This window comes from Psychromonas sp. SA13A, from assembly GCF_011378715.1.
Lineage (GTDB): Bacteria > Pseudomonadota > Gammaproteobacteria > Enterobacterales > Psychromonadaceae > Psychromonas.
This window is the reverse complement of sequence record NZ_WTKU01000002.1, coordinates 259,839-285,649: the sequence shown is the minus strand read 5'-3', so window position 1 is coordinate 285,649 and position 25,811 is coordinate 259,839. Positions and strand designations below refer to the sequence as shown.

Annotated in this window: 26 protein-coding genes; 7 read left to right on the top strand and 19 right to left on the bottom strand. The window is 37.5% G+C overall.

All coding sequences use genetic code 11. The annotated features are described in order from the left end of the window. Nucleotides 1–37 precede the first annotated feature (37 nt). From GQR44_RS03885 to GQR44_RS03875, 3 genes are all read right to left on the bottom strand, one after another. Nucleotides 38–1,942 (bottom strand): TRAP transporter fused permease subunit, encoded by a 1,905-nt coding sequence (locus GQR44_RS03885; protein WP_166369445.1) that lies wholly within the window; start codon nt 1,940–1,942, stop codon nt 38–40. A 323-nt stretch (nt 1,943–2,265) separates the two neighbouring features. Further along, a complete protein-coding gene (locus tag GQR44_RS03880) occupies nt 2,266–3,195 on the bottom strand; it encodes a TAXI family TRAP transporter solute-binding subunit (protein WP_166369443.1) in 930 nt (309 codons plus the stop codon). A 292-nt stretch (nt 3,196–3,487) separates the two neighbouring features. Then, a complete protein-coding gene (locus tag GQR44_RS03875) occupies nt 3,488–4,381 on the bottom strand; it encodes a LysR family transcriptional regulator (protein WP_166369441.1) in 894 nt (297 codons plus the stop codon). Nucleotides 4,382–4,515: 134 nt separating this feature from the next. On the opposite strand from GQR44_RS03875, the gene GQR44_RS03870 reads away from it, so the two are divergent. The 3 genes from GQR44_RS03870 to GQR44_RS03860 all read left to right on the top strand — a co-directional run bounded on the left by GQR44_RS03870 (nt 4,516) and on the right by GQR44_RS03860 (nt 7,230). Next, complete coding sequence (locus GQR44_RS03870) at nt 4,516–5,505, top strand: zinc-dependent alcohol dehydrogenase family protein (protein ID WP_166369439.1); 990 nt, start codon at nt 4,516–4,518, stop codon at nt 5,503–5,505. Between the two features lie 123 nt (nt 5,506–5,628). After that, nucleotides 5,629–6,426, top strand: coding sequence for an SDR family NAD(P)-dependent oxidoreductase (locus GQR44_RS03865; RefSeq protein ID WP_166369437.1), 798 nt, complete (start codon nt 5,629–5,631; stop codon nt 6,424–6,426). Nucleotides 6,427–6,531: 105 nt separating this feature from the next. After that, the gene (locus GQR44_RS03860; protein WP_166369435.1) at nt 6,532–7,230 is read left to right on the top strand and encodes a sulfotransferase; all 699 of its coding nucleotides are present in this window, start codon (nt 6,532–6,534) and stop codon (nt 7,228–7,230) included. Between the two features lie 29 nt (nt 7,231–7,259). On the opposite strand, the gene GQR44_RS19610 is transcribed toward GQR44_RS03860, so the two are convergent. Further along, entirely contained in the window at nt 7,260–8,090 is an 831-nt protein-coding gene (locus GQR44_RS19610) for a methyltransferase (RefSeq protein WP_205962953.1), read from the bottom strand. Between the two features lie 347 nt (nt 8,091–8,437). Between GQR44_RS19610 and GQR44_RS03850 the strand changes: the two genes are divergently transcribed. After that, entirely contained in the window at nt 8,438–9,541 is a 1,104-nt protein-coding gene (locus GQR44_RS03850) for a phosphoribosylaminoimidazolesuccinocarboxamide synthase (protein WP_166369433.1), read from the top strand. Nucleotides 9,542–9,621: 80 nt separating this feature from the next. After that, a complete protein-coding gene (locus tag GQR44_RS03845; protein ID WP_166369431.1) occupies nt 9,622–9,831 on the top strand; it encodes a DUF2897 family protein in 210 nt (69 codons plus the stop codon). Between the two features lie 133 nt (nt 9,832–9,964). Here GQR44_RS03845 and bamC read toward each other — a convergent pair whose 3' ends face one another. Together bamC and dapA are read right to left on the bottom strand one after the other, a co-directional pair. Beyond that, complete coding sequence (gene bamC / locus GQR44_RS03840; protein ID WP_166369429.1) at nt 9,965–11,083, bottom strand: outer membrane protein assembly factor BamC; 1,119 nt, start codon at nt 11,081–11,083, stop codon at nt 9,965–9,967. Next, nucleotides 11,080–11,961, bottom strand: coding sequence for a 4-hydroxy-tetrahydrodipicolinate synthase (dapA, locus tag GQR44_RS03835; protein WP_166369427.1), 882 nt, complete (start codon nt 11,959–11,961; stop codon nt 11,080–11,082). The genes bamC and dapA overlap by 4 nt, the downstream gene beginning before the upstream one ends. 243 nt (nt 11,962–12,204) lie before the next feature. Here dapA and GQR44_RS03830 point away from each other — a divergent pair, with 243 nt between their 5' ends. Further along, nucleotides 12,205–13,056 (top strand): tetratricopeptide repeat protein, encoded by an 852-nt coding sequence (locus tag GQR44_RS03830; RefSeq protein WP_166369425.1) that lies wholly within the window; start codon nt 12,205–12,207, stop codon nt 13,054–13,056. 289 nt (nt 13,057–13,345) lie between these two features. Here GQR44_RS03830 and GQR44_RS03825 read toward each other — a convergent pair whose 3' ends face one another. From GQR44_RS03825 to GQR44_RS03780, 10 genes are all read right to left on the bottom strand, one after another. Beyond that, nucleotides 13,346–14,023, bottom strand: a complete 678-nt coding sequence (locus tag GQR44_RS03825) for a PASTA domain-containing protein (protein WP_166369423.1) — start codon at nt 14,021–14,023, stop codon at nt 13,346–13,348. Next, a complete protein-coding gene (locus GQR44_RS03820) occupies nt 14,020–15,075 on the bottom strand; it encodes a PASTA domain-containing protein (protein WP_166369421.1) in 1,056 nt (351 codons plus the stop codon). Before GQR44_RS03820 ends, GQR44_RS03825 begins: the two co-directional genes overlap by 4 nt. Continuing rightward, nucleotides 15,072–15,686 carry a hypothetical protein gene (locus GQR44_RS03815; protein ID WP_166369419.1) on the bottom strand — a complete coding sequence of 205 codons (615 nt, stop codon included), beginning with the start codon at nt 15,684–15,686 and terminating at the stop codon, nt 15,072–15,074. The genes GQR44_RS03820 and GQR44_RS03815 overlap by 4 nt, the downstream gene beginning before the upstream one ends. A gap of 2 nt (nt 15,687–15,688) precedes the next feature. Next, complete coding sequence (locus GQR44_RS03810; protein WP_166369417.1) at nt 15,689–16,531, bottom strand: hypothetical protein; 843 nt, start codon at nt 16,529–16,531, stop codon at nt 15,689–15,691. A 33-nt stretch (nt 16,532–16,564) separates the two neighbouring features. After that, a complete protein-coding gene (locus GQR44_RS03805) occupies nt 16,565–17,134 on the bottom strand; it encodes a hypothetical protein (RefSeq protein WP_166369415.1) in 570 nt (189 codons plus the stop codon). Nucleotides 17,135–17,224: 90 nt separating this feature from the next. Then, nucleotides 17,225–18,091 carry a hypothetical protein gene (locus GQR44_RS03800; protein WP_166369413.1) on the bottom strand — a complete coding sequence of 289 codons (867 nt, stop codon included), beginning with the start codon at nt 18,089–18,091 and terminating at the stop codon, nt 17,225–17,227. A gap of 28 nt (nt 18,092–18,119) precedes the next feature. After that, nucleotides 18,120–18,566 (bottom strand): hypothetical protein, encoded by a 447-nt coding sequence (locus tag GQR44_RS03795; protein ID WP_166369411.1) that lies wholly within the window; start codon nt 18,564–18,566, stop codon nt 18,120–18,122. Then, entirely contained in the window at nt 18,563–20,344 is a 1,782-nt protein-coding gene (locus GQR44_RS03790) for an OmpA family protein (protein ID WP_205962952.1), read from the bottom strand. Before GQR44_RS03790 ends, GQR44_RS03795 begins: the two co-directional genes overlap by 4 nt. Before the next feature lie 19 nt (nt 20,345–20,363). Further along, nucleotides 20,364–20,900: a hypothetical protein gene (locus tag GQR44_RS03785; protein WP_166369409.1), complete on the bottom strand. Its 537-nt coding sequence runs from the start codon at nt 20,898–20,900 to the stop codon at nt 20,364–20,366. Further along, nucleotides 20,897–21,967: a hypothetical protein gene (locus GQR44_RS03780; protein WP_166369407.1), complete on the bottom strand. Its 1,071-nt coding sequence runs from the start codon at nt 21,965–21,967 to the stop codon at nt 20,897–20,899. The genes GQR44_RS03785 and GQR44_RS03780 overlap by 4 nt, the downstream gene beginning before the upstream one ends. A 481-nt stretch (nt 21,968–22,448) precedes the next feature. Here GQR44_RS03780 and GQR44_RS03775 point away from each other — a divergent pair, with 481 nt between their 5' ends. Further along, entirely contained in the window at nt 22,449–22,919 is a 471-nt protein-coding gene (locus GQR44_RS03775; protein WP_166369405.1) for a pyrimidine dimer DNA glycosylase/endonuclease V, read from the top strand. A 57-nt stretch (nt 22,920–22,976) separates the two neighbouring features. Here the strand turns inward: GQR44_RS03775 and bioD are convergent, their stop codons facing one another. The 3 genes from bioD to bioF are packed head-to-tail and all read right to left on the bottom strand — an operon-like array spanning nt 22,977 to nt 25,810. Next, nucleotides 22,977–23,720 carry a dethiobiotin synthase gene (bioD, locus tag GQR44_RS03770; protein WP_346774320.1) on the bottom strand — a complete coding sequence of 248 codons (744 nt, stop codon included), beginning with the start codon at nt 23,718–23,720 and terminating at the stop codon, nt 22,977–22,979. Between the two features lie 58 nt (nt 23,721–23,778). Further along, nucleotides 23,779–24,654, bottom strand: a complete 876-nt coding sequence (gene bioC / locus GQR44_RS03765) for a malonyl-ACP O-methyltransferase BioC (protein WP_166369403.1) — start codon at nt 24,652–24,654, stop codon at nt 23,779–23,781. Beyond that, nucleotides 24,635–25,810: an 8-amino-7-oxononanoate synthase gene (bioF, locus tag GQR44_RS03760; protein ID WP_166369401.1), complete on the bottom strand. Its 1,176-nt coding sequence runs from the start codon at nt 25,808–25,810 to the stop codon at nt 24,635–24,637. The genes bioC and bioF overlap by 20 nt, the downstream gene beginning before the upstream one ends. Nucleotide 25,811 lies beyond the last annotated feature (1 nt).

Genomic DNA, 25,811 nt, shown 5'->3' with positions numbered 1-25,811 from the left:
GAGGTTATGTTATGGAAGTTAACTCCATAAACTTAATTTAAATTTGAGCAGCTACAACCTCATCTTCAGTTCGGGATAAACGATAATTAACCAAGCAAACCATTACAATGATCGCGATCCCCGCTATATTGATATAAAGATAAGGTACTAACATAGTAAACCCAGCAATCAATAATAACCCACGGGCAAGCAATGGTAGCTTAGTGGCTAAGCGTCCTTCTATAGTGCCTGCAAATGCAACAATTAAACCAATGGTTAATACGATAGCAATAACAAAGTCGATATTTTGACCTTCCATCCAAATCAACCCAGAAAAAGCCATCATAATAGGAATAATGAAGAAGCCTTGAGCTAACTTAAATGCTTGAACTGCAGATCGCATCGGTGATGTATTAGCTATACCTGCAGCGGCAAAGGCAGCTAATGCAATTGGTGGCGTGACATTAGAAGTTTGCGATAGCCAAAATACAATCATGTGTGCCGCTAGTAAGCCAACACCTAACTCCGTTAAACTTGGCACTGCCATAATAGATAAAACGATATAGGCTGCGGTTACGGGTAATCCCATTCCTAGGATTACCGCTGCGATTGCAATCAAGCCTAATACAGACCATAAATATCCGCCAGACAATGCCATTAAGAACTGTGTAAATTGCAATCCAATTCCTGTTTGTCCTACGACACCGACTACAATACCAGCAGTACCACAAGCCACAGAAATAGGTAATGCTAATAGCGCCCCTTCCTTCATACCTTCAAAGAAAACCGCTACGGTAATACGGCTATGCTTTCTACACATAGCAGCCACCAAAATAGCCACACAGCCTGAAATACCCACCAATATAGGTGAATAACTCATTAACAGTAAACTAGTGATTAAAATTAATGGTACGAGGAAATGCCAACCATTTTTTAACACCACGGAAATTTTCTCAGTGATTTCCATGCCTTGTAAGCCTAATTTACACGCCATTAGGTGGACATAAAGCAAGGTACAAGCAAAATATAAAATAGCAGGAGCTATCGATACTAATAAAATTTCACTGTAGGGAATGCCCGTAAACTGAGCCATTACAAACGCACCTGCACCCATAACAGGAGGCATGATTTGACCACCTGTAGACGCCGCCGCTTCTATACCTGCAGCTTGCTCTGGTTTATAGCCTAATTTTTTCATCATAGGTATGGTCAATGCGCCAGTGGTTACCGTATTAGCAATGGCAGATCCTGAAATTGAACCTAAAGCAGCTGAAGCAATAACACTCGCTTTTGCTGGGCCACCACGATATTTTCCAGCAATTGAGAAAGAAGCATCGATAAAGAATTTACCCGCTCCAGTTACCTGTAAAAAGGCACCAAACAATACAAAGATAAAAACTACACCAGCAGCAATTGCGAGTGGCGCTCCATAAACACCATTGGTTGAATATATATGGAATCTAATGATCTCCTCAACAGCAAAGCCTTTACTTGCCACAGAGCCAGGTAGGTAATTACCAAAAATCGCATACACTAAAAATAATGCGGCTATAAACACCATGACTAAACCAACCGTACGTCTTGTTGCTTCTAGTAATAACACTAAAATAATTAAACCGGATATTTGATCAAGCGTTGTTAATCCATCTAATAAGAATGAAATATCGTCATAGTCAAAGGCAACGATATGATAAGAAGCCCAAGCTATCGCGGCAATAAAGATTAAGTCTATGATACGCCCCATTAGGTATAAACCTGTCGAACGTTGCGATTTAATTAGTGGTAGGGTAAAAAATACTAGGATTAATACCCAGCTTAAGTGAATAGGTCTAAATATGGTAGCGGCTAAGTCGGCTGTTATTCCTTGCCATATTTGAAAGATTGATAATGATATAGCTGCTAATGCAGCAATTAATACTATTTTGTCTGAAATCCATTTACACGTAGTAGTAGATTCACTCATGCTATTCTCCACAGGGTCACCAAATATTATTAGATTTATAGATTGGTTCTTGATTACGTTAGTTATTACGTTAATGATTAAATCAAGTTAAAAGGCTGATGTTAAAAGTTGTACTTACTGTTATTTGTTAATTGCTCCTTGCTTAATTGTCCCTTGGTTAATTACTACTTGGTTAATTGATACTGGGTTAATTGTTATGCGTAAACTATTCGTTGCCATGCATAAAATAAAACGGCTAATAAATACCTATTAACCGTTTTTATAATGACTCTCTCTAAGATAATTTACTTTGAACTTTTTTCTCTAAGCGAAAGCTGTTGAGATTATTGCATTTGTTCTTTTAAGTATTTAAGTGAACCTGGGTGTAAATCAATCCCGTCTAATTTATTCATATTTTCTAACGTAGTAAATTTAGTCACACTGATCACTTGATTAATTTTACTCATATTTTCAAAGGCAACTTTAGTCATCTTGTAAGCTAAATCAGTATCTAGGTTTTTATTAACTACTAAGATGTTCCACACTGCTGGTGCATTAAATGCGTTCACACCTTTATAACTCCCTGCAGGCACTTCGATTTCTTGATAAGAAGCATTACTTGCAGAAACTGCTTTTAGTTCTTCAGGCGTAAAAGATAAAATACGAATATTGTGAGTAAAAGCAAGCTCAGTAATCGCGCCAACACCAATGCTGCCTACGATAGCGCCGGCATCAATTTGTCCTGCAGAAATAGCACTGGTAGTCGCAGTATAGTTAAGCGACTGCGCATCAATATCTTTTTCTGTAATGCCTAAAGCGGCAAGAATATTAGTTGAACTCACACGCGTACCCGAACCTGGTGCACCTAGAGAAATACGCTTACCTTTAAGATCTTGAATAGACTGAATTTTAGAATCAGCAGGCACAATAAACTGCACAACATTTGGATACAAAGCAAATAAGACAGAAACATCCATTTTACGTGGGAAAGGTTTTACACCTTCATGTGCTTGCAATACCACATTACCCATGGCAATACCTGCGAGCTGTTTGTTTGTCGACACTTTAATCGTATTTTCAACAGATGCAGCCGTTACTTCAGCACGCATATCAAAGTCTTCTATGTTTTCACTCCAGATTTTAGCAAGTATGCCACCAAGAGGATAATAAGTACCACTTTGGCTACCAGTACCGATGGTGTAGTTCTCCGCCATTGCATTAAATGAAAATAAACACGCTAATCCAATTATTCCGTTTTTAAAAATCTTCTGCATTTTCATAATCCCTTTTAGTTCATTTAGTTGATTTGTATCTTGTTATCAATTTGTTATGGGTTTGTAACCTGCAAAAGACTACCATTAAAACTCAACTTCACAATGGTCTTGTGTCACAAAGTTGCAGTGTGTTGCAGTAGTTACCGTTAGGGCCAACGATTATTTGTAGTTAATAATAAGCAGTGAATGAAAGTGAACAGAGTAAATGAGTTCGGGATTTAGGTTTAGCATTAGGTTTCGATCTGGTTCTTATAAATGGTAAGAAAGTGAATTCATTTTAGCCTCAAGTCGTCTACTGCTCCCAATATGCATTTTCAACAAAATATTGTTTACAATAATCAATAAAAGCACGAATTTTTGGAGCAACTTGTCGAGCACTCGGGTAGATAGCCCATATCGCAGTATCGCTAGCAAGAGGATAATCCGTTAGCACAGGAATGAGTTTATTGTCCTGTAGTTGTTGGTAGGCAATCCACTTAGAACAAACGGTGATGCCTAATCCATTAACACAGGCATCTCGAATAGCTTCGCCGTTATCTGCACTGAGGTTACCTTTTGCTTTTATCACCATTTCTCCATTTTCTCCTGCAAAGCTCCAATGATCCAAACCAGTTAAAGAAATACATTGATGATTTTTTAGATCTTGCGGAGAAACAGGAACTCCATGCTTTGCAAGATAGTCTGGGGATGCACAAACGATACGACTATCGGTCGCTAATTTTGTGGCGATCAAACTTGAGTCTTTCAGCTGTGAGTTGCGTATCGCAATATCAAACCCTCCTTCTACTAAATCGACTATGGAATCAGATAACTTTAAATCAATATTCAATCCTGGGTGCTGTGCTAAAAAGTCCGTTAAAGCAGGGATTAGATGCATTCGCCCAAATGAAGCAGGTGAAGTTAAGCGTAACGTCCCTTTCAAAGCATTATCAGTAAACCTTAACGCAGCTTGTGCAGAAGCTACGCTTGCAATAACATCTTCGGCATAGGGTAAAAAGGCTTTGCCCTCTTCGGTTAACGAAACTTTACGTGTTGTTCTATGAACCAGACGAACCTTTAAATTCTCCTCTAATTTACTTATATGATTACTTGCAACCGCTGCTGATAACCCTAATGCTTGTCCTGCTAAACTAATGTTATTCGTCGCAGCAACGCGTAAGAATAATTTTAAATGTTCGATATTCAAAATTGTATAACCTCTATCATTATCAACATAAAATATAAAGTGATTCACTGTTTAAGTATATTATCAAGATTGTCACTAGGTCATATAATCAAATCTGTTAATAAATGGTATTTTCTAATAAAAGGGTCAAACTCATGAAAGCAATGATATTAAATAGTTACGGTGAAACAGCAGTTTTTGAACAAGCAGATATCCCTAAACCGACAGTAAAAGTGGGTCATGTTGTATTAAAAGTGGCAGCAAGTAGCATTAATACAGTTGATACCATGATTAAAACAATGGGCGAAGATTTAGGTGGTTTAGCACCCGCTTTACCCGCTTTATTAGGAATGGATTTCGCAGGTACAATCACAGAGGTAGGTGCAGATGTTGAAGGTTACCAAGTAGGCGATGAAGTTTATGGTTGCGCTGGTGGTTTAGCTGATTTACCAGGTGCACTGGCCGAGTATATGCTAGCTGATGCAAATTTAATTGCGTTGAAACCTAAAAATTTAACGATGCGTGAAGCAGCAGCCCTTCCTTTAGTGGCAATCACCGCTTACGAAGGTTTACAACGCGCAAACATCAGTAAAGGTCAAAAAGTGCTAGTACATGGTGGCTCTGGTGGTGTTGGTCATATCGCAGTGCAATTAGCCAAATATTTTGGTAGTGACGTTTATGCCACTGGTGGTGGTGATAAACAACTTGCATTAATCGAGAAATTAGGTGCAACAAGCATTAATTACAAGACTGAAAAAGTGGCCGATTATGTAGAAAAATATACTGCAGCACAGGGCTTTGATATTGTGTTTGACTCTGTCGGCGGTGAAAACCTATTAAATTCATTTGAAGCGGCAGCATTAAATGGTCAAATTGCTTCAACAACGGCCATGCTATCACTGGATTTAATTACGGCACATATGAAAGGTTTATCATTACACGTTGTCTTTATGCTCATTCCAATGTTACATAATACAAAACGTGAACAACATGCCGCTATTTTACGCCATCTCACTGACATCGTTGAGGATGGAGGATTAACACCTGTTTTAGACGAAAATAGTTATGATTTGACGCAAGTTGGCGAAGCTTATGCTCGCTTATCAAGTGGTCAAGGTATGGGTAAAGTGGTTGTAGAAATCTAAGCGCCATTATTATTTTTCTACTCAAACTGTTTTACAAACTTTCTCTAGTTTGGGTAAATTTTCTCAAAGCTGAGCCACCCATGCTCAGCTTTTTTATCGATATTTATATTCAGGAGTTGAATCATGCAGAAAACAATTTTAATCACAGGTGCAACTGATGGCATCGGTTTAGAAACAGCAAAAAATTTAGTTTCTTTAGGTCATCACTTAATTATTCATGGTCGCAATAGTGAAAAATTGGCGGCCACTAAGTCTCTATTGATGGCATTACCAAATGTTAATACAATCGATACCGTTATTGCAGATCTTTCTGAACTTAAAGCAGTGAAACAACTTGCCGATGCCCTATTGAGTGAATACCAACATATCGATGTATTAATTAATAATGCCGGTGTGTTTAAAACCCCTCAAACCAAAAATGCTCAAGGGTTAGATGTTCGTTTTGTAGTGAATACCATCGCACCCTATTATTTAAGCCAATTATTAGCCCCTGTTTTAAATAAACAATCACGTATTGTTAATTTATCATCAGCCGCGCAATCACCAGTAAATATCGATGCAATGCTAGGGAGAGTCGACCTTGATGACATGCAAGCTTATGCACAAAGCAAATTAGCCATTAGATTATGGACACATTCATTCAGCCTTAACAGTGAAAGCCCAGACTGCATTTCGGTCAACCCAGGATCATTATTAGCCAGTAAAATGGTGAAAGAAGGCTTTGGTATTGCAGGAAACGATTTAAGTATTGGTGCAAACATAGTGAGTGAAATTGCATTATCGCCAGATATGGCAGAGCACAATGGCCAATATTTTGATAATGACCTAGGACACTTTGCAACTGAGCCTTTATCCAAGCAACAGCTAACGATGGCGGTTGATATTATTGATACAATGCAACACATCATTAATAATGGTTAATTGCTAATGAATGACAAAGCAGCCTAAAAATTAATAATAACTTTTGATTTAACTTTACTTGGTATTCGTTACAATCCTCTTCATTAATTGATCAGAGACGAATACATGAGTAAGGTTTTTATTATCGGTTTACCTAGAACAGGCACGACTAGTATCAGCGTTGCATTTTTAAACTTAGGTTTTAAAGTGGCGCATACTGCTTTTACTAAACAGACCTTTGCTCTTGCCGATGTAGTAACTGATAGCCCATGTTTTTCAGATTATAAACAATTAGATAAATTATTTCCGGGATCCCAGTTTATCTATTTAACACGAGACTTAACCGCTTGGTTACCTTCCGTTCAACGTTTATTACAAAGAATGTTGCCACACCTAACGCTTAAAACAGGTCAATTTAGTCCCGTATTAAAACGTTCATTTGATCAAACCTTTCAGTTATCCCACCCTGATTTATTAACCGATGAACATCTAACGGCTTGTTATCAAAATCATAAAACAGAAGTAATGGATTATTTCTCAGGCAAGTCTTGTTTTCTATCCATTGATATAAGTAAGCAAAATAGCTATCAAATGCTTTGTGATTTTTTAAAAATTTCTATTGATGAAAAAGATTCCTCATCGCATGTCTGTTCCTCACCACATGACAGTTCCTCACCACATGACAGCTCCTTTCCTCATGTAAGCTCCTTTCCTCATGTAAATAAGGGCGCACAGGTTGCACATTGGAAAGCAGTAAAACACAGCAATAAGATAAGCAGTTTTAGTGCAGGTAAAGACCATAGACAATTTTTAGATTACACCTAACAGGTTAAATAAGTTAAAAGTAGCTTAACCTACATTTTTAAATAAAAGTCTTTGGTAAGTGCAATAAACTCCTTTGAATAACCATTCCCTTCATTAATTGTTAATATCTCAAATTGGGTTTCGTGTTTGCTCGCCATAGTTGCAAGAGCAGTGTTAATTTGCGGATCAGGCCTTTGTGACAAGGTTGTTTTAGGATCTGTTATTTTAGAGTCATCTACTTTAGGTTCAGGGAATAACGACTTAGTTATCTCTATTAATAAGCGCGTTGGTTGTTTATCTTGGCGCGTTTTAACCAAAGTCAAACGTGATAATTTTAGTACATTACTACTAATAATATCGCAACTATCCAATAGTGCGATAAAATTCATGCCTTCGACTTTAGGTAAAATAAAACTAGCAGTGCCCCCTGTAATTAGTAAGTCAGAACAAGCATTAAGTAATGTTTGATGTGATAAACCCGAAGTATGCCTAGCCAAGGCTCTTTGTGATAACAGTGCTTCTTCACCACTATTAAAATAAGGTGGATTACATATAATGTTTGAGAATGTTTGAACATTTGTAACAAAATCCTGTAACGAGATATTTTTGATCGTAATTCTATCAGACCATGGACTTTGCTCACTATTATCCGTTGCCGCACCCACCGCATTTTCTTCTATATCTATACCTGTAATAAACGCTTTTTTATTGCGTTGCGCACACATAATAGATAATAAACCTGTACCACAACCAATATCTAAAATACTTTGTGCATTACTAATATTGGCCCATGCTCCTAGTAACACACCATCGGTGCTGACAGGCATACCACAAAGAGCGGCATCAATATGAAATTGTTTAAATGTGAAGCCTTTAGCCATTTAACACTTTACCTATTTTGTTAATCATTTTTTCGTTTTTTGTTCCATTGCTTAGTAATGAGTTTATTAGTATCGGCACCCCTTTGAGTGACTTGAAATTAATGATTTAAAATCGCCTCATCTATAGATAATACAAAACCATAAGTACTCGATTACAGTTATTTTTATAAGTGCTAGTCGGTCTCTTTTTGCAACTTTTAGTATCAGGACCTCCGCTTAAATAAGCTATTCTATTAGTTTTTTATTATAATTATCATAAAACTTTTTACATACAATCTGCTATCATCCTGACTTTATTATTTTTTGCAGAACTTTCTGCTCACTTTGACTTTTTATAGGATATTTTTATGAGTCTTGCCGACAAAGTATTAGCTGTAAACAACGATTTACCAATTCGTACTGACCAGCCAGTCCACAGTGGTAAAGTGCGTTCAGTTTATTGGTTAACAGCTGACGATAGCAAACGTTTAATTGAAGAAAAAGGTTACGATGTAGCAGCAGATGCTCCACTAGCCATTATGGTGATCAGCGATCGTATTTCTGCGTTTGATTGCATTTGGCACGGCGAAGGTGGAATGAATGGCGTACCAGGTAAAGGTGCAGCATTAAACACTATTTCAAATCACTGGTTCAGACTATTTAAAGAACAAGGCTTAGCAGACAGCCACATTCTAGATATCCCACATCCTTTTGTTTGGATTGTACAAAAAGCTCGTCCAGTAATGATTGAAGCGATTGCTCGCCAATATATTACAGGTTCAATGTGGCGTGCCTATGAAAAAGGTGAACGTGAATTTTGCGGTATCGAAATAGCAGAGGGTTTATCTAATAATACAAAATTACCTGAGTTATTAATCACTCCTTCAACTAAAGGAATTTTAAAAGGTATTGCAGGCGTTCAAGAAGCTGATGATGTGAATATTACACGTAAAAATATCGAAGATAATTTTGCTGCATTCAACTTTACTTCAGCATCGCACATTGCTGATTATGAAAAACTACTAAAAGAAGGTTTTGATGTTATCAGTAATGAGTTAGCAAAATTGGACCAAATTTTTGTTGATACAAAATTTGAGTTTGGTTATGTCACGGATAAAGCGGGCAATGAAAAACTAATCTATATGGATGAAGTCGGTACTCCCGATTCATCTCGAATTTGGGATGGCCCAGCCTATCGTGAAGGTAAAATTGTTGAAAATTCTAAAGAAGATTTCCGTCAATTATTACTTAAACATTTTCCTGATCCTGATATTCTTTTGAATAAAGAGCGTATGCCAGAACGTTTTGCATTAGCACAAGAAAATGCCTTACCTGAATCTGTATTAATGAAAATCTCTGAAACCTACATTGGTATTGCTGAAAAAGTGATTGGTAAAAAAATAGTACTTTCGGACAATCCAAAACAAGAAATCATCGATATTCTTCGTGAGCAATACAATCTGATCGACTAATACTAGCTAATCTACAGGTAAAGGTTAATATCGAAGCAGAACTAAGTTCTGCTTTTTTTATATCCATCGGAGAAATAATTATGTCTACAGGTTGGGTGATCTTTATCGTTGTGATTGTATTAGGAATCATCCTTAGCAATATATTACTGTTGAAACAAAGCGCGAATATGAAACTACCCGATAGTGTAGTGAAAGCGATTAAAGAGAAAAAAGAAAAAGAGGCATTAGAACAGAAAAAACAACTTGAAGAAGAACAGGCACAACAACAAAAAGATCAGGATAATAAATAGTTTTAAAAGTTAAAAGATAAGGAGTGTTATTAGTAATAAAATGTTTAATGTTTAATTTTTAATGTTTACAGTGAATAGAAACAAAAAAGCCTAACTCATCGCAAGTCAGGCTTTTAATATCTAAATACTATTTTTATAAAGGTTTAGTCTGAATATCATTTTCTAAAATAACACTGCGAATATTGTCAGTGATACTTAAATATAACTCAGTAACTTCCTGTTCAGAAAGTTGTTTTTTATCAGAGTTCAACCAAGTTAAAGATGTATCCCCACCGGTTAATTCACCTAATTGTACAAAATACTCGCCTTCTTCCAAGTTAATTGGATTCAAGTTTCTTTTCTGCCAATATTGTGCATCTTGAGATTCAAATTTTACTAGGAAATAACCTAGATTCTTATCATTATCAACAGGACTAAAGCTCATTAACTGCAATAACGCAGGCAGTTTACGCCAAACTTCTGTAAATTCTGCATCAATAATCCAAGCCGTTTGATGACTCTCATCAAAACCAAGTTTAATTGGTAAAGGCTTATTATCAGCCGCGATTAACGCCTCTGATTCTTGCTTCAAATAAGCAAAATTGAGCATGTCGTTGATAAAGCGAATTTCTATGCTGCGTTTATTGCGGCCTTCTAAAATTTCTTTAACCGGCTCATTATCATTTAACTGTTGATAGCTTGTCGCGTCAACAGATAAAGAAATACTTCGCCCATCTCCGCCTTCCGCTAATTGTAATTGATATTCACCTTCTTCACGCACTGTATTTTTACTTAAACTGCCGTAACTACGTTGGTTAACAACAACACCAGTATCAATAGATAGCGCTGATCTGTCTGCAACAACATCCTTCGCATCTTTGGATGCTAAGTACTGTAGCGCTAAGTCCCACACTTTTTGTTCAATATTGGTTTCTTGTTTAAAAGCATTAAACCAAACTTTACTCTGTGTAAGATCTGGGTCGAGTAAAACACCATCAAGTACAGCCATCAATTGACTTGGAGGGCGAACATCTACATCTTTACCACTTAATCCTAGCTTTTCTTGTTGCGTTGAAAGCCCTTGAATATCAAAAGTAGAACGATTTTCTAATGTTGAAAAATCTCCACTATCAAATTTTTCAATTAGTGTAGCTTGTAGATAATCATCATTACCTTCTGCTTGTGTTCTAGTATCAAACCTAGCACAGCTAGTGATCGCTGAACTTAGGATCACCAAACTAGCAATTTTAGTCAGTGCGTTGTTTTTAATCATGACAGTAATTTTGCTTCTATTAAGGCATTTCGAACAGTACCCTGATATTGCTCAGATAATGTTGTTAATGGCAAACGTAACGTAGCCGTAGGAATTAAACCTAGCTCCGCACAGGCCCATTTAACTGGAATTGGGTTCGCTTCATGATAAAGGTTGGTATGAATAGGCATTAATTGAGTATTAATTGCTTGTGCTTTTTCAACTTCACCTGCCAAAGCATATTCACACATTTCAGCCATTTCAACGGGAGCAATATTGGTTGATACAGAAATCACACCATGACCACCTTGTAACATAAAGTCACAACCCGTTGCATCGTCTCCACTATAGAGTACAAAATCTTCAGGCAAGATTGCTTTTAATTCAGCAAGGCGTTGTAAGTCACCAGTTGCTTCTTTAATACCAATAATATTTGGAATTTTAGCTAAACGCGCAACCGTTTCAGGCAACATATCAACCGCAGTTCTACCAGGTACGTTGTATAAAATTTGTGGTAATTCGCACGATTCTGCAATCGCTTTAAAATGAAGGTATAAACCTTCTTGCGTTGGTTTATTGTAATAAGGAGTTACATTTAAACCTGCAACAATGCCACTATTAGTAAATAATTTGCTTAATGCAATTGCTTCAGATGTTGAATTAGCGCCATTACCAGCAATCACAGGGATTCGACCCGCAGCATAAGTGATAGTACGTTCAACAACTTTAACATGATCATCAACACTGAAAGTTGCTGACTCACCAGACGTGCCTACTGCAACAATAGCTGCAGTTTTTGATTTAATATGGAACTCTACAAGTTCTTTTAATGCATTATAATCAATTTCGCCGGTCTCATCCATTGGGGTTACGAGTGCTACGATACTACCTGTTAACATGTAAATGCTCCTTTTATTGAGCGTCTAATGTTACTTTTGCAAGCCTTTAAAAACAAGAAGAAAAATCAACTCATTACTTCTCAAAGCGAATATTTATAACATTGTTGCTGATGCTCACCTTTTTATACGTTAATCACTTGATAATAGCGCTAATATCAAACGCATAGTCTTTGCTGTACAACAATCTTCACGTATCATTGGCAAACATTTCGTAGAATATTTAATAAAGAGGAAAAACCGAATATGCAAGCAGATATATTTGATGTAACCGTGCAAGATTTTCAAACTATTATTGCACAAGGTTCAGTGAATAAACCTGTGCTGGCTGTTTTTTGGTCAAGCCAATGCACTATCTGTCGTTCTTTGTTGCCTTTACTTGAACAACTACAAAGAGAACATGCTAATGGCTTTACACTCGCGAAAATAAACTGCGAGACAGAACAGCAAATTGTGCAGCATTTTGAAATAAAAAGTGTTCCAACTGTTTACATGTTTGTTAATGGACAAGGTGTAGACGGTTTTGCTGGAGAGCAAAATGCTGACTTCATCAATAACTTCATCAATAAACACCTTCCCGACCCAGCGCAATCGTTGTTAGGTGATGCGCAAACACTATTTGCTCAAGGTAAATTAGATGAAGCGAAAGCAACAATTGTGCAAGCGCAAAATCTTAATCCTGAAGATAACCAAATTAAACTTGCAACGGCACAAATTTATTTAGCATTGGGTGAGTTTGAAAATGCAAAACCTATCTTAGCGGTGATTCCTATGGCAGATCAAAATATGATTTATCATAGCTTGATGTCAGAGTTAAAACTCGCTGAACAATCAGCACAAACGCCAGAAATAATAGCGTTAGAAAATGCGTTAATCGATGCTTCGAATAAACAACCGATTCAATACCAACTTGCGATTCAATACCATCAAAACAAACGCTTTAGTGAAGCGCTTGCTCTTTTATATAGTCTGTTATGCCAGGACTTAGGTTATGAAAATGGCGATGCAAAAAAAACCATGTTAGATATTTTGGCCACAGTAGATGATGCGGCATTAGTCTCTGAATACCGCCGTAAACTTTATAGTTTACTGTATTAAAGTAGGTAACATTCTTTTTATATCGCTGTTTTAAAATTGCTGGAGCTTGTATTAAATAGATCAAGGTTAGAATAACGAGTAACTATCTAGTGCCGTGAATATAATTTACGGCACTAGAATAAAAACTACAAATATCGGCAGAGCTAATTTAAACAAACACTACTTTAGAGTAAGTAACTTATAGTCATCGATACTCATCAAGTATGTAATAAATCAACATTTAAAATATCAAATAAACCAGTTTTTAGTATTAATCGTAGATGCTTATGGTTGTTCTAATGATCTCTACTTATGGTAATAGCTGTACAGTTTCACCCACGCTTAAAAATACAACAATTGTAGGATCCGGGTTTTGCCCCCCTATCACTGTAGTTTCATCCTCAATTTCTGTTTCAACATTAAGATCAAGACTATCCAGTATCAAAGTTGCTTGTGCCAATGTTTTCCCAACGACATTAGGAACTGGGCGACTATTTTCAATTTCACTTGAAGGAGGGATAGCCACAACATCGAAAATAATTTTTGCGCTGACCTTGCTTTCATAATTATATTGATTTTGAAAACCTGCATCCACAGGTGAAGCATAAAGTTTTGGTACAACACGTCGTGTTTGAGAAACCTTTAACGTCTGCAACTTGTTATTTAAATTAATGTTACTACTTGGAGCCATAACCTGGCGACTAACAAGGGATTGATTATTTATTCCCTCGCTTTGTGACGAACCCGAAATAGTAAATGCAAGGTTAATTTCTGCACTCGCTTTTGGAATGGTATAAAAGGTCGGTCGATACCCCAACTCCCGTAACGCTTTTAAATGGGCTTGATCGGAATAAAGATCTAAATAGGCTTGAATTGAGCTTTCGTCGAGCGCTTTTTGTGCTTCGGCAACACCGCGCCCAACCGATGCGATAATATCACCCAGTGGTGCCGTGGCAATATCTTGAGTTAATTTTTTAAAATCACTCATATTTTCTGCCCCCCTCTTTTAACCGCCACAAAAGCCGAAATAAAATTTTCTCCCAAAAGGATCTCTGTTCCAGGATCTGGTTTTTGCATAAAAATTCCTCCAGTTGGGCTGGTTGATTGTTCCATCTCAATAACGCGTAATTTTAACCCCAAGGGTAATAAAACACGGCTCGCAGTAGCGGGTGTAAGCCCAACAATGTCTGGCGCCTTTTGCGATGAAGAACTGTCATTATTGGTGTTGCTTAGAGTAAAACTAATTTCACTTGCAGTTTCTGGATTAACACGGGCTAACTCAACAGCATCAAGCGCACGAAAACTCCTGCCACCATTAGCCATGTACCCTTTAAGTTTGACATTAGCTGTTGAGATTTTATATCCCGTACTTGCACTATCAATTTGCATCGCTTGAGATATTTCATTGGCTATGTCATTAATTTTAGGTGCTTCAGCCCCCCCTTGTAATATTTCAAGGTCACTTTGGAGTTTTTTAACTTGTACATCACCCAACTCTTTTGCATCAATGGCAACTATTGCATTTTTTCTAACCAGACTCAGTTCTTCCTCAAGGCTTATTTTAGCCACATTTAATTCAGATACTTTTTTGCGTAAGCTATTTTCTAAATCGTTAGAAGAAATCGAATCGGCAACGTTATTTACCTTTACTATGGAACCATAAAATGATGTGTCAGCTTTTTCATGGATCGTAGATATAAGCTCAAGAGGTCTTTTAGGGTCAATAAAAATAGTGCCAAAGTTTAACAAAAAACTAGTTTCTCCTTTCACAGAAATAACAGGCGATGTTAATAATATTGCAATTTTGTTGTCGAGCTCTGGATGCACAATACGCAGTCTAATTGCAGGGAAACTTGTTAGCTTGATGAATGATTCGGGGTTAACTTTATGAGAGAACACACCATTTTTATCAAATGGAAGATCAGAAACTTTAATCCAACCTTTAGGTATTGAAAAGCACTCTAATACAACTACCATTTCAACTTTTTGTAAAGGTATGTCACTAATAAACTGGCCTTCAACTACGATTACTTTGATCATGCTAATGCTCCCTTAGTGACCGCAATATAACTCTCAGTATTCCCACTAGATATACGTATGACAATCGGTTTGGTTGCATGTAACTGTGCCGTGACAATATCTATTTGGGCAATGCCGCCTGCATCTGTCAAATACTGTTGAGCAACTAAAAGAGATGTCTTTTGATTTGATGTTGGTTGTGTTCCACCTGCTTGGACCGTTAGTTCACTATCGATCTCTACACTAATCTGTGTATTGGTCATCATCTCACCAGCTTCATTTATTAATGTTGCTATTATTTTTTGTGATGCCAACTCAATTAATATTTCAATTTTAGGTAAACCGGCATTAGGAGGAATAGATACAATCCTGCCTGAAATTTTTGCACTTGTTTCGACACTACTCGATTCCCTTGGCCCCATTTTAAAGCCAACACCTGGTTGAGTAGACTGGCTAGCTTCGATATCAAAAGTAAAATCTAAGTGTGGAATATGGTAACGCGGTAATTCTCGTCCAGCTGCATCATATGCTGCCATCGAAGATAAATGAGCCTGAGATGCTCCTAGTGCATCGGTAAGCGCTGTTAACATATCTTGTATCCCTTGCGCAGTCACTTTGGTCGAATCTGGCATAGCTAACCCCTCAATCTATTTTTAATGCTATTCAATCTATTTTCGTCTCGATTTTTATCTCGAGAAGCATCTCGATCTTTCATTCCATTATCCACACCTGTTTCAGCCATTTTTTCTAAACGTTCAGAAATCAGTTTTGCTCTTGCATCCAAATCACCCGATCCCCCGTTGATAACTGAAAGTAATTTATTCCTTCTTGACTCATAACTTTCCTTAGCTTTAGCTGCTTTACGAACAATCTCTAGGGTTTGTTCTTTAGCTTTTTTACTCAATTTATCCTTTGAAAATCCATTCTTTAGTGTGTCATCAATCATTTCATTACCAACACTGTTAAGTTTTTCTTGTAACTTGGTAAGTAATTTATCTTTATGTTGCTTTAATTTTTTATCACTTTCTAAATTTGTTTTGTCTCTCAAGCTTTGCAGAGGTTTTTCAATATCAAAATCTTTTAGCGAACTACGTTGCTTGAAAGCAGTTTGCCCTGTTCGTAATTTTCTGGCAGTCCCAGTTGCAGTGGGGTGTTGTGCTCTAATAAGTTGGCGTGATGATTGCACCTCTGCTTTTGAAAAAATTTCCTTACGTTGAGCAAGCCAACGGGCATCCTCATTACGCCGTTGGGATAACGTTTGTACCGGAAATCGAGGGTCGGAGCTTGAATCATTTTCACCATTTTTTTGGGTTAGGAAACTCATCTTTGCTTCAAGATTTTTACGTTCGAGGAGCAGCTTAGAAATTTTAGAATCTTCTGTAAGCAATTTTCCTATTTCTTTTGATGGATTTTTTTCAAAATCTTTCAAGGGCTCATCAACTTCATCAAGAAGATGTTTCCAAGATTTAAGTGTCATAGCCTCAAACTCCTCTGAAGTTAAATTGAAATATTAGGCTTCACCATCTGGTTTAATTACTGGTTTAACATCTCGATCAAGAATTTGACGAATGCGTTCTTCTAGCATTGGTGGTGGTGGCACAGTCACTAGTTTGGTTCGCATCAATGAACTTCCTTCTGCTGAATACTGGTATTTACTCGAAAAACTTGCTGAAACCGATGACGCATTTACCGATGCTTTAGCGGAGAAAAAACCAAGTTTTCCTGACATATTCACTTGCCCTGACTTTATCTTCTTCGCCCGCGTAGTTTCACGACTCATGGATATTGACATTTTCACTTCTATCAAAGTATCAACAAACTGATAGAATGTTGGTGTAAATCCAAGCTCCAGTAGACTATATTCATCGTCTTCTTTAGGGCCAATTTTTACCAGGTTAGTGCGTTCTCCAGTTGTAGAAGAGTTTCCATTCTCATCCTCTTCGATATCATATCCCCCCATCAACCTTGCAATTTTCATCGATGTTAAATCAAGTTCATATTGCGCTTGAGCAATACCAACTCCCATTGATTTGACCATTTCGGGAAAGGGTACGTTTAATAGATCTTGTCCAATGCTCATGTTAACTCCTTTCTATTTATGAGCCCTCACGATTGGGCACGAATCCAAATGAAAATTAAATAGTTAGACGATTGGTCTGGGTGCGCTTATTTAACTTTCATTTGTTTTAGGTTTATTGTTCTCTATTTGCTGTGCTAGCAATTCGGCCTCGATATCCATACGTTGACGAATACGATCTTCTAACACAGCAGGAGGTGGAATAGGCACCATTTTGGTACGCAATAAAGTAGCCCCTTCAGCAGAATACGAATATTTACTTGAATATGTGGCATCTACCTGTGTAGTTTGCACACTATTACTAGTTGTATTGTTTCTAGCGGCAAGTAAGCCAAACCTCAAACCTTTAATACCCGAGAACTTTAGCCCTCTCGTTTTATCGGTACTTGAATCGTTTGTAGATTTTGATGTGGTACGAGAATAGCTAGATTCACGAGTCATTTTGATAGCAATTTTTACTTCAATAATCGTATCAACAAACTGATAAAATGTCGGACTAAACCCAAGTTCCATCATTGATAAACGTGTTGGAACTCGAATGATTTCATCTTCAAATTCCTTCAAAGCTGGTGATAACTTCCCACCATCATCCACAACATCACTCCTATCTGTTTTTGAAGTACCTGTTGAATTATTTTTATCTGCAAAAGTTGCAATGACATCGAGAATTAAATCTTTTAATTTCAATGTGTCATCATTTATTTCGCCCGTTAGTCCGTCGTCGAAAATTGCATAAGCTAATGCTTGTTTGACAGTCATATATTCATAACCAAAGAATATTCTACTATCATCAAAACTTATTTTACCTTCTTCGTCATAAACGGTTTGCAACCCTCCCATCATTTCAGCAGTGCGCATACTGCTTTGATCGAGTTGAAATTGACTGTCCGCAATAGCAAATGCCATATCTCGGATCATATCACCCATTGGTACGTTTAATAGATCTTGGCCAATACTCATTATGCTCTCCCTTTACTCTTATTGTTGGTTAACGTTCAATCACTGCATTTAGTACTTTTAAAAATTTTTCAGGTGGTGGCAGCGCGACTAATCGTGCAGCAATTGATGATGAACCAGAGGCTTCTACACTGAACTTTCGTGCATAACTAGCAGACACTGTCGCAGCAACTACTGCGTAAGAAATGGTAAGCTCGCCTGAAATCTCTGTTTCAGTGCTTTCATTGATTGTATAGCTCAATTTCGCTTCAACTGTAGCTTCGGTATAGGCATAAAATGTAGGTAAAAAACCAAGTTCTAGAAGATTATAATTCTTACCATCAATCTCTATTTCAGTGGTGGTTAAGGTTTTTGCAATTTCTGCAGAATTCAAATCAAGCGCGAATTGTCCCTGCGCAATTGCAAGTCCAAGACTACTTACAATGTCAGGAAGTGGTGCTGAGGACATTTCCCGAACAGTTGCGCCTGCGCTACTCATTCTCCTAACCCATTTTGATATTCTTTGATCACCTTAAGAAACTCAGGAGGCGCCGGTATTGAAACCAATCTTGCAGATATTTGTGAGTTACCAGTTACTTCCATTTCAAATTGTCGTGAATAACGCGCATCTACCGATACTCCAATAGCAACAGTAGAATTACTCTGAGAATTTTCTTCGCTGTTTGTGGTGGATGATGTAGAACTATTAAAATTCTTTGTAACTTGATATGTTTCGTTACTTGTTAATTCAGCACTTTGGTCAACTTTTGAAAATAACTTAACGCTATAGGTATCGGTCGCTTTCATAATTCGTACCGTCGCACCTGTTCTTGAGGCGGCATACCCTGGCAATGCATTTACTGCCAGCGTTAAATTTTCAGCATAGGCATTTGCATGTCCCGAAGCAATGGTATTAACTGACCCACCACTGTAAGGAATATTTGCAGCACCATTATCAATATTTAGTTCCTCTCCCGAAATACTTAATGCTTCCGTTGGTGCAAGATAAAACCATCCATTTTGCAGGTTAGTATCGGTGATGGCGTTAGGTGCAATCTCTGCACTATCAAGAATGGTATTTGTAGATTGCACTTTTAATACATAGGACTCAAGTGTCGGAATATAGACAGACGTTTTACGATAATTCGCATTTGCCGTACCGTTGTTATCACCAGCCTCAGCAGCAGCGGCTTCTCCTCGACTAGGCCGTATGATAATTGAGTTTGCATTCACACCATGTGCAATAAAAACATCCTTCATCCGGTTTGCACGACTTTTGCCAAGTTCCAAATTTTTAGCAGTACTTCCTACACGGTCAGTAAACCCTTCGATTTCAACAGGTAAATTTATATATTTAGCTAAATTTGCCAACAGCACTGCCTCCTCAAGTGCGTCGCCTTCTAACTCAGCAACACCTGTAGCATATGCAACAGAATTAAACTCATCCCCCTCTTGTGCCATTTGCGGGGTGAACATACTAACAAAGTCGTCCTGATGGGTGAACGCTACCCTAAAGCTTGCTAACACTGATGTCGCATACGTCCCTAGATCAGCGGCTGATACAGTGGGAATTGTTGTTGTATCGTTAATTATGTAATCAGTATCTTGGTTTGCTTTCATCCAAATAAAACCATAGGGCACCGTTGTTTTTAAAAATGTCACAAATGGTGATTGTATAAGTACTTTATCGTTTGTGGCTAGAGTACTTAATACAGGAGGAGTGGTAATGGGAGGCTCATATACTAAGCCTTCTATATTGGAGCTTGTGTTTCCTAATAATTGATCTCGAAGATTTTTAAGCCTTAAAGCAGGTGTCGCCCCAGTGGCAGTATAATTTGTACCGTTTAAAGACATAGTCCCAGTCTCAGTGACGTGGTATTTCATTTCGGCTGTGCGGTTAATACTTGTCGTACTTGATACAGACTCTTCACTATTTTGATTTAAACTTTCTTGCGAAGAAGCATTATTTCCATTGTTAAAGTCTAAACTTGCCTGACCACCTATTTCAAAACTTTTTCCGACCTCAAGTCTAATTTGCATAGAACAGGAAATATCAGCGTATTGATAGTGATAAAACGCTGGCATTAAACCAAGTTCAAGCAAAGATCTGTTCCCAAGCCCTTCGCGAGGCAATGAAAATTGCCCAAGTTGACTAATAGTATTTTCATCCAAAGCTTGTTGTGCGGCGGCAATACCCAACCCTAAGCTAGAAATAAATTCAGCAACACTTGCATCTGCTAGGATTTCTCCAGGTTTCATTCCATCATATTTGGCCATCTGCATTTACCCTTTTAAGTTAATGTTTTTGTCCTATTTCCGCTCGCTTTTTATCAACATTATCTTTGCGCACGGTGTAAAATTTATGGTGATTCAATATTTGATCTAACCACCTTTCGGGCATCGATTGACGTCGGACTAATGCTTGTTTCAATGCAAGATATAAGGAGCTATCTGCATACATTGTCGAATCCAGCTCTGAGACTAAAATCAAAGCCTCTTGGTGCTGTCCAAGCTGACATAAAACAATCAGCTTTCGAAATAGAAATGGTGCAATCACAACAGGACTTTCATTGCCTTTATTTGAAATTGCTTGGTCCAACAATTCAAGCGCAGCATCAAATCGTTTAGCATGCTGTAAACAATCTAAAATACAGTCTACATAGTGGCGGGCAAACACCTGGGGAGCATGTTGTGAAGCACACATAACCATGGCATTTCGATATTTTTCAAGTGCATCATCAAAGCGCCCTACAATATGCAATAGTTTACCTGACTCACAAATTCCTAAATGGAGATTATTTTGCGATTGTTGTTGATTGTTTGCGTCCGTCATTCAACCATCTCCTGTTCGAAACGATAGACCAACCCCATTGCATCAAATTGTGGCGTTAATATTTGACACTCAAGTTCAGAAAAACCGCTTTTGATTTTAGCGGGTAAACGGTTTGGCAAAGCAATATCATAAAACTCTTTTAACTCCGCAATGCTTGAGTGATGACGATATTGATCTACATAGAGAGAGTATTGTTGAAAATTATAGAGTCGATTAGTCAAGTTAAGGTTCGACTCCTTTGCGAGTTCACACATTAGAATAGATTGTTCATAATCGAGTGCTTCTGCCACAACAATTGGCGTATTTTGCATAATTCGCTGTACAATTTTTTCTGGCATATCAAGGATTTGAGCAAGAGCCCTAATTGCCTCAGGAGCATGGTTTTCACTTTCCAACACTAGGTCATAACTGAGTAATTTACGTTGGAATATCCTTGAACTATTACCTTTAGGTAATTTAACAAATAATTTCTTTGCATCCTCATAAGAAACATCTAGTGGTATATATCCTCGGCTTTTCCCATAAGTTTTTTCTAAACTAGTTTTTAGTTCATGTGGCAAATATTGTGTATCTTCGACAAAAATATCGTAGATATCTTCATGGGCCTTAGCAAATAATAACTTGGCATTTTCACCTAGTCGCTTTTGCAAAGCATCAATTAAACCGATCCCGACTGAGCCAATTATGATGCCAGGAGGTAATGACGACAACGACAGTATTTTTTGAGGTTCAAGTCCAATGACGTGAGAAATGATATCAAGCGTTTCTTTTAAGTGAGAAACTTCAAGGTAACGAATTGCAACATCATAAAGCTGGCAATTTTCGATGGAAATATTGTCTTCACTGTCTACGACAGTATTCAATCCAATAGACTTCAACAATTGGTTTATTTGTTCTGCGCTTTCAAAATCAATTTCAGAAATAAGCACAGAAGGTGCTTGGCAGACTTTTTTTGCAATTTGATTTGGTGGCGTCCCAAGGCCGGCTGAAATCTGAAGAATAGCCTGAATTCCAGCAGAGCCAATATCTTCAACCAAGATACAATAATTTCCAACCGTAGCTACCATATCGACTCCTTCAGCATACGAACAACATATGATTTACTGTTTGTTTTTTAAGCTACCATGCAGATATAAAAAAATATACATTAACAAACTCTAAAAGAGACTTTAAACGGCTTTTTAATTTATATTTATTTGATCCAAAAATTAAATGGTTAATAAATTGATAAATTAGAATGTTACAGTTATTGGCTAAATCTAACCCAAGTAATAACTTAACTTTTTGTATTGGTGTGTTTATACCTAGAAATACTACTTGATCACTTTTACGAACTTATGATCTGAATCCAAGTTAGATAAAAAGACTCAATTTCCATAATTTGATAAAGTATTTTGTTGCTCATGAATAGGCCTTTAATGAGCAAAAGTAGTTATGCAAAAAAAGGATTGAATCTAGCGCACGAATTATTTGAATCTAAGTTTAAAAACAGATCCTTATATTGGTTTAAGACGTATTGCAGCATAGATAAAATTTCTAGAGGCTGCTATGAACATATTTATATTAGATAAAGACATTAAACAGTGCGCTCAATACCATTGCGATCAACACGTTGTAAAAATGATATTAGAAAGTGTGCAACTACTTTGTACGGCATTAAATAAAAAAGGATTCGTTACCCCATATAAATCGACGCACATGAAGCATCCCAGTGTATTGTGGGTAGAAGAATCCTACGATAACTTCATTTGGTTACGCGATTTAACTGTGGCTTTAAATGATGAGTATAAGTACCGTTATAATAAACAAAACGACCATAAGTCGATGGCCGTTTTACCAAGTATTGAGCAATATGCTTTTCCTGCTATCGGTTTAACCCCCTTCCCCCAAGCAATGCCTGACATTTATAAAGTCGATGGTGACGCTGTTGCTGCTTATCGACAATTCTATCGAGGAGATAAAGCGAAGTTTGCAAAGTGGACTAAACGCGCTGTGCCAAGTTGGTTTGAAAGCATCTAAATGTTAACTGTTTATAGTTAACATTTTGTAAAGTGATAGGTAGATGAACTAAATAAGCTAAATAAAGGTTACATTGATATATTGCGACAAACTCTGTTGTTCAATATTCTCTAAATAAGGTATCTCAGCAAGTAATGGCGCATTAATGAAATCTGTTAAGGTGCCAATATTTTGTTGCACGTAGGGCATCTCCGCTTGAAGATGATTGGCAATCCAACCAGCGATATTTAGCCCACTCTGTTCAATACTCTGAGCGGTTAATAACGCATGGTTTAAACATCCTAATTTTAAACCCACCACTAAAATAACCGGCATTTCATTTGCAACGACCCATTCTGAAAATAACTGATGTTTATTGATCGGCAAGTGCCAGCCACCCGCACCTTCTACAAATAAGCATTGAGGCAACTGCTGTTGTAAGAATGTTAAACCTTGATCTACCGCAGCGAGGCTAATAGGAAGATTAGTTTCATTGGCAGCAATATGTGGGGCAATAGGTTGCTGGTAAGCAATGGGATTGACCGCGGCATAGTCAACTTGCAAGCTACTATTTTGCTGTAAAATTAACGCATCATCATTGCGTAACCCTTGTTCAGTTTGACTACAACCTGCAGATATAGGTTTATAGGCCAAAGTGCTTTTCCCTTGCTCATTGGCTGCTTGTAATAATGCTTTGGTACAAATAGTTTTACCGACATCTGTATCAGTTCCCGTGATAAAATAGGTAGTAGAAGCAAGATTTGTGTTGATTCTAGCACGCATACTGAGTTTAGTTATTGGGGCTAAAGTAGATTCTGACATTGTTTACTCATTTTTTAAAAGGATGTTAAAAAGCGATGTTAGCAATACAAGCATTAGCTTATTTTTGTGCAACAATATAACAAACTTGATAACTCAAATTATAGTCACCGTCTTGGTTTTTAAAAGGTTGATAACCAAGCTCTAATTGATTTAATAATTGCCTATTTGAAGTTTGCTTGTTGTTTCTATTATGCACATGATTAGCCCCAATTCCTTTTAAAGCCTTAAGCACGCTGATAACATCGGGGTATTTTTTTATACGTGTTTCAGTGAATATTTTAACCTGTTGATAACCTGCTAGTTTTACAGCAGTCAAAACTTGTTCTTTACTTAAAAAATGATTAACGTGTACCGCACTATCAATACTTTTCCAAGCTTGTTGAAGTTCAAATAGAGATCCATCGAGTAAGGTAGAAAAGCACAAGTTACCATCGTTTTTAAGGGCATGATGAGTTTGTTGTAATGATAAACTGAGTTGCTCACTCCACTGTAATACTAGGTTTGAAAAAATCAGATTAAATTGCCCAGCAGTAAATGGCTGAGCATCAATATCACCTTCTACATATTGGCATGATGTCAGTTTCCTTTGCGCAGTTTGCTGCAACATCTGTGGGGACAAATCGAAGCAGGTAAGTGAAGCTTTAATATTCATTTCACGTAACAAAGCAGAAAAATAACCGGTGCCACACCCCAAATCGAGTATAGAACTCGATTGCTTGACGTTAACGGGCATCAGGTCAAAAAGTTGGTGCCCTATCTCTCTTTGTAAATCCGCGAATTGATCGTAATGACCAGCTGCTTTTGAAAAAGAGGCTTTGACCGCTTTTTTGTTAATGATCTTTTTACTTGTATCAGTTGAAGTCACGTTTACCTGGTTAACAGAATCTTTTACAGACTGTTGCTTTAGGACTTTTTTATTGGAAGTGATTTGCATCAATAGCCTGTTTAATCTGTTTGACGAGTATTTCAATATCTTGTTTTTGATGCTGACTGGTTAGGGTTACTCTTAACCTAGCACTTCCCTTAGCGACTGTTGGTGGACGAATCGCCGTTGTCCAAAAGCCTTTATCTTTTAAGTGTTGACTAACCGCTAAGGCAGTATCACTCGCTCCAATTAATACCGGTTGAATAGCGGTGTTTGATGGCATTAAAGGAATGTCGTAGTGTGCTGATAAGTGTTTAAAGTAGTGAATTAATTCGCCTAACTGATCTCGACGCCATTGCTGCGTTTGTGCTAGATGAGCAGCCTGACCAATGCAATACACCATTGCCGGCGGTAGGCCTGTGGTGTAAATATAAGGCTTTGAAAAGTTATTAATATAATCGATAAGTTGCGATGAACCCGAAACAAAAGCGCCGCCCACACCTAAGGCTTTACCGAAAGTGGCCATATAAATATTTACATCGCTATTATCAAGTTGCTGGTCAACAATCGTGCCTTTACCCTCTTTGCCTAATACGCCTAAACCGTGTGCATCATCAATCATTAACCAAGCATTATGCGCGGTGCATTGTTGTTTAAGTGCGTTGATAGGTGCACTATCGCCATCCATACTGAATACCCCTTCTGAAATAACCAGTTTGTTTTCAGCTCGTTGGTGGGTGTTTAAAATGCTGGCAAGGTGTTGCATATCATTATGCTTAAAACGTTGCATTTTAGCAGCACTAATGGAGCCGGCTTCCATCAAAGAGGCATGATTTATTTTGTCTTGTACTAATAAATCATTTTTTGAGAGTAGTAACTTTATAAGAGCTTGATTAGCTGAATAACCAGAGCTAAAAAGTGCAACGGCTTCTAACCCTAACCATTCTTGAAGTTGTTGGGTCACATCGTGATGCACTTTATTATACCCAGTCACCAAATAGGAGCCACCGCTGCCAATACCAAATAAATCAGCACCTTTTTTCCAAGCATTAACTAATAAAGGGTCTGAAGCTAAGCCCAGATAATCGTTGCTAGAAAAGTTAAGGTATTGTTTTCCGTTAACTTCAATATAACGAGCTTGTTTACCCGTGATGGGGACAGAAGCACGGTGCAAGTGTTGCTGTTTACGCTGAGCAAGCTGCTCAGCAATAAAGGAAAAGGACATG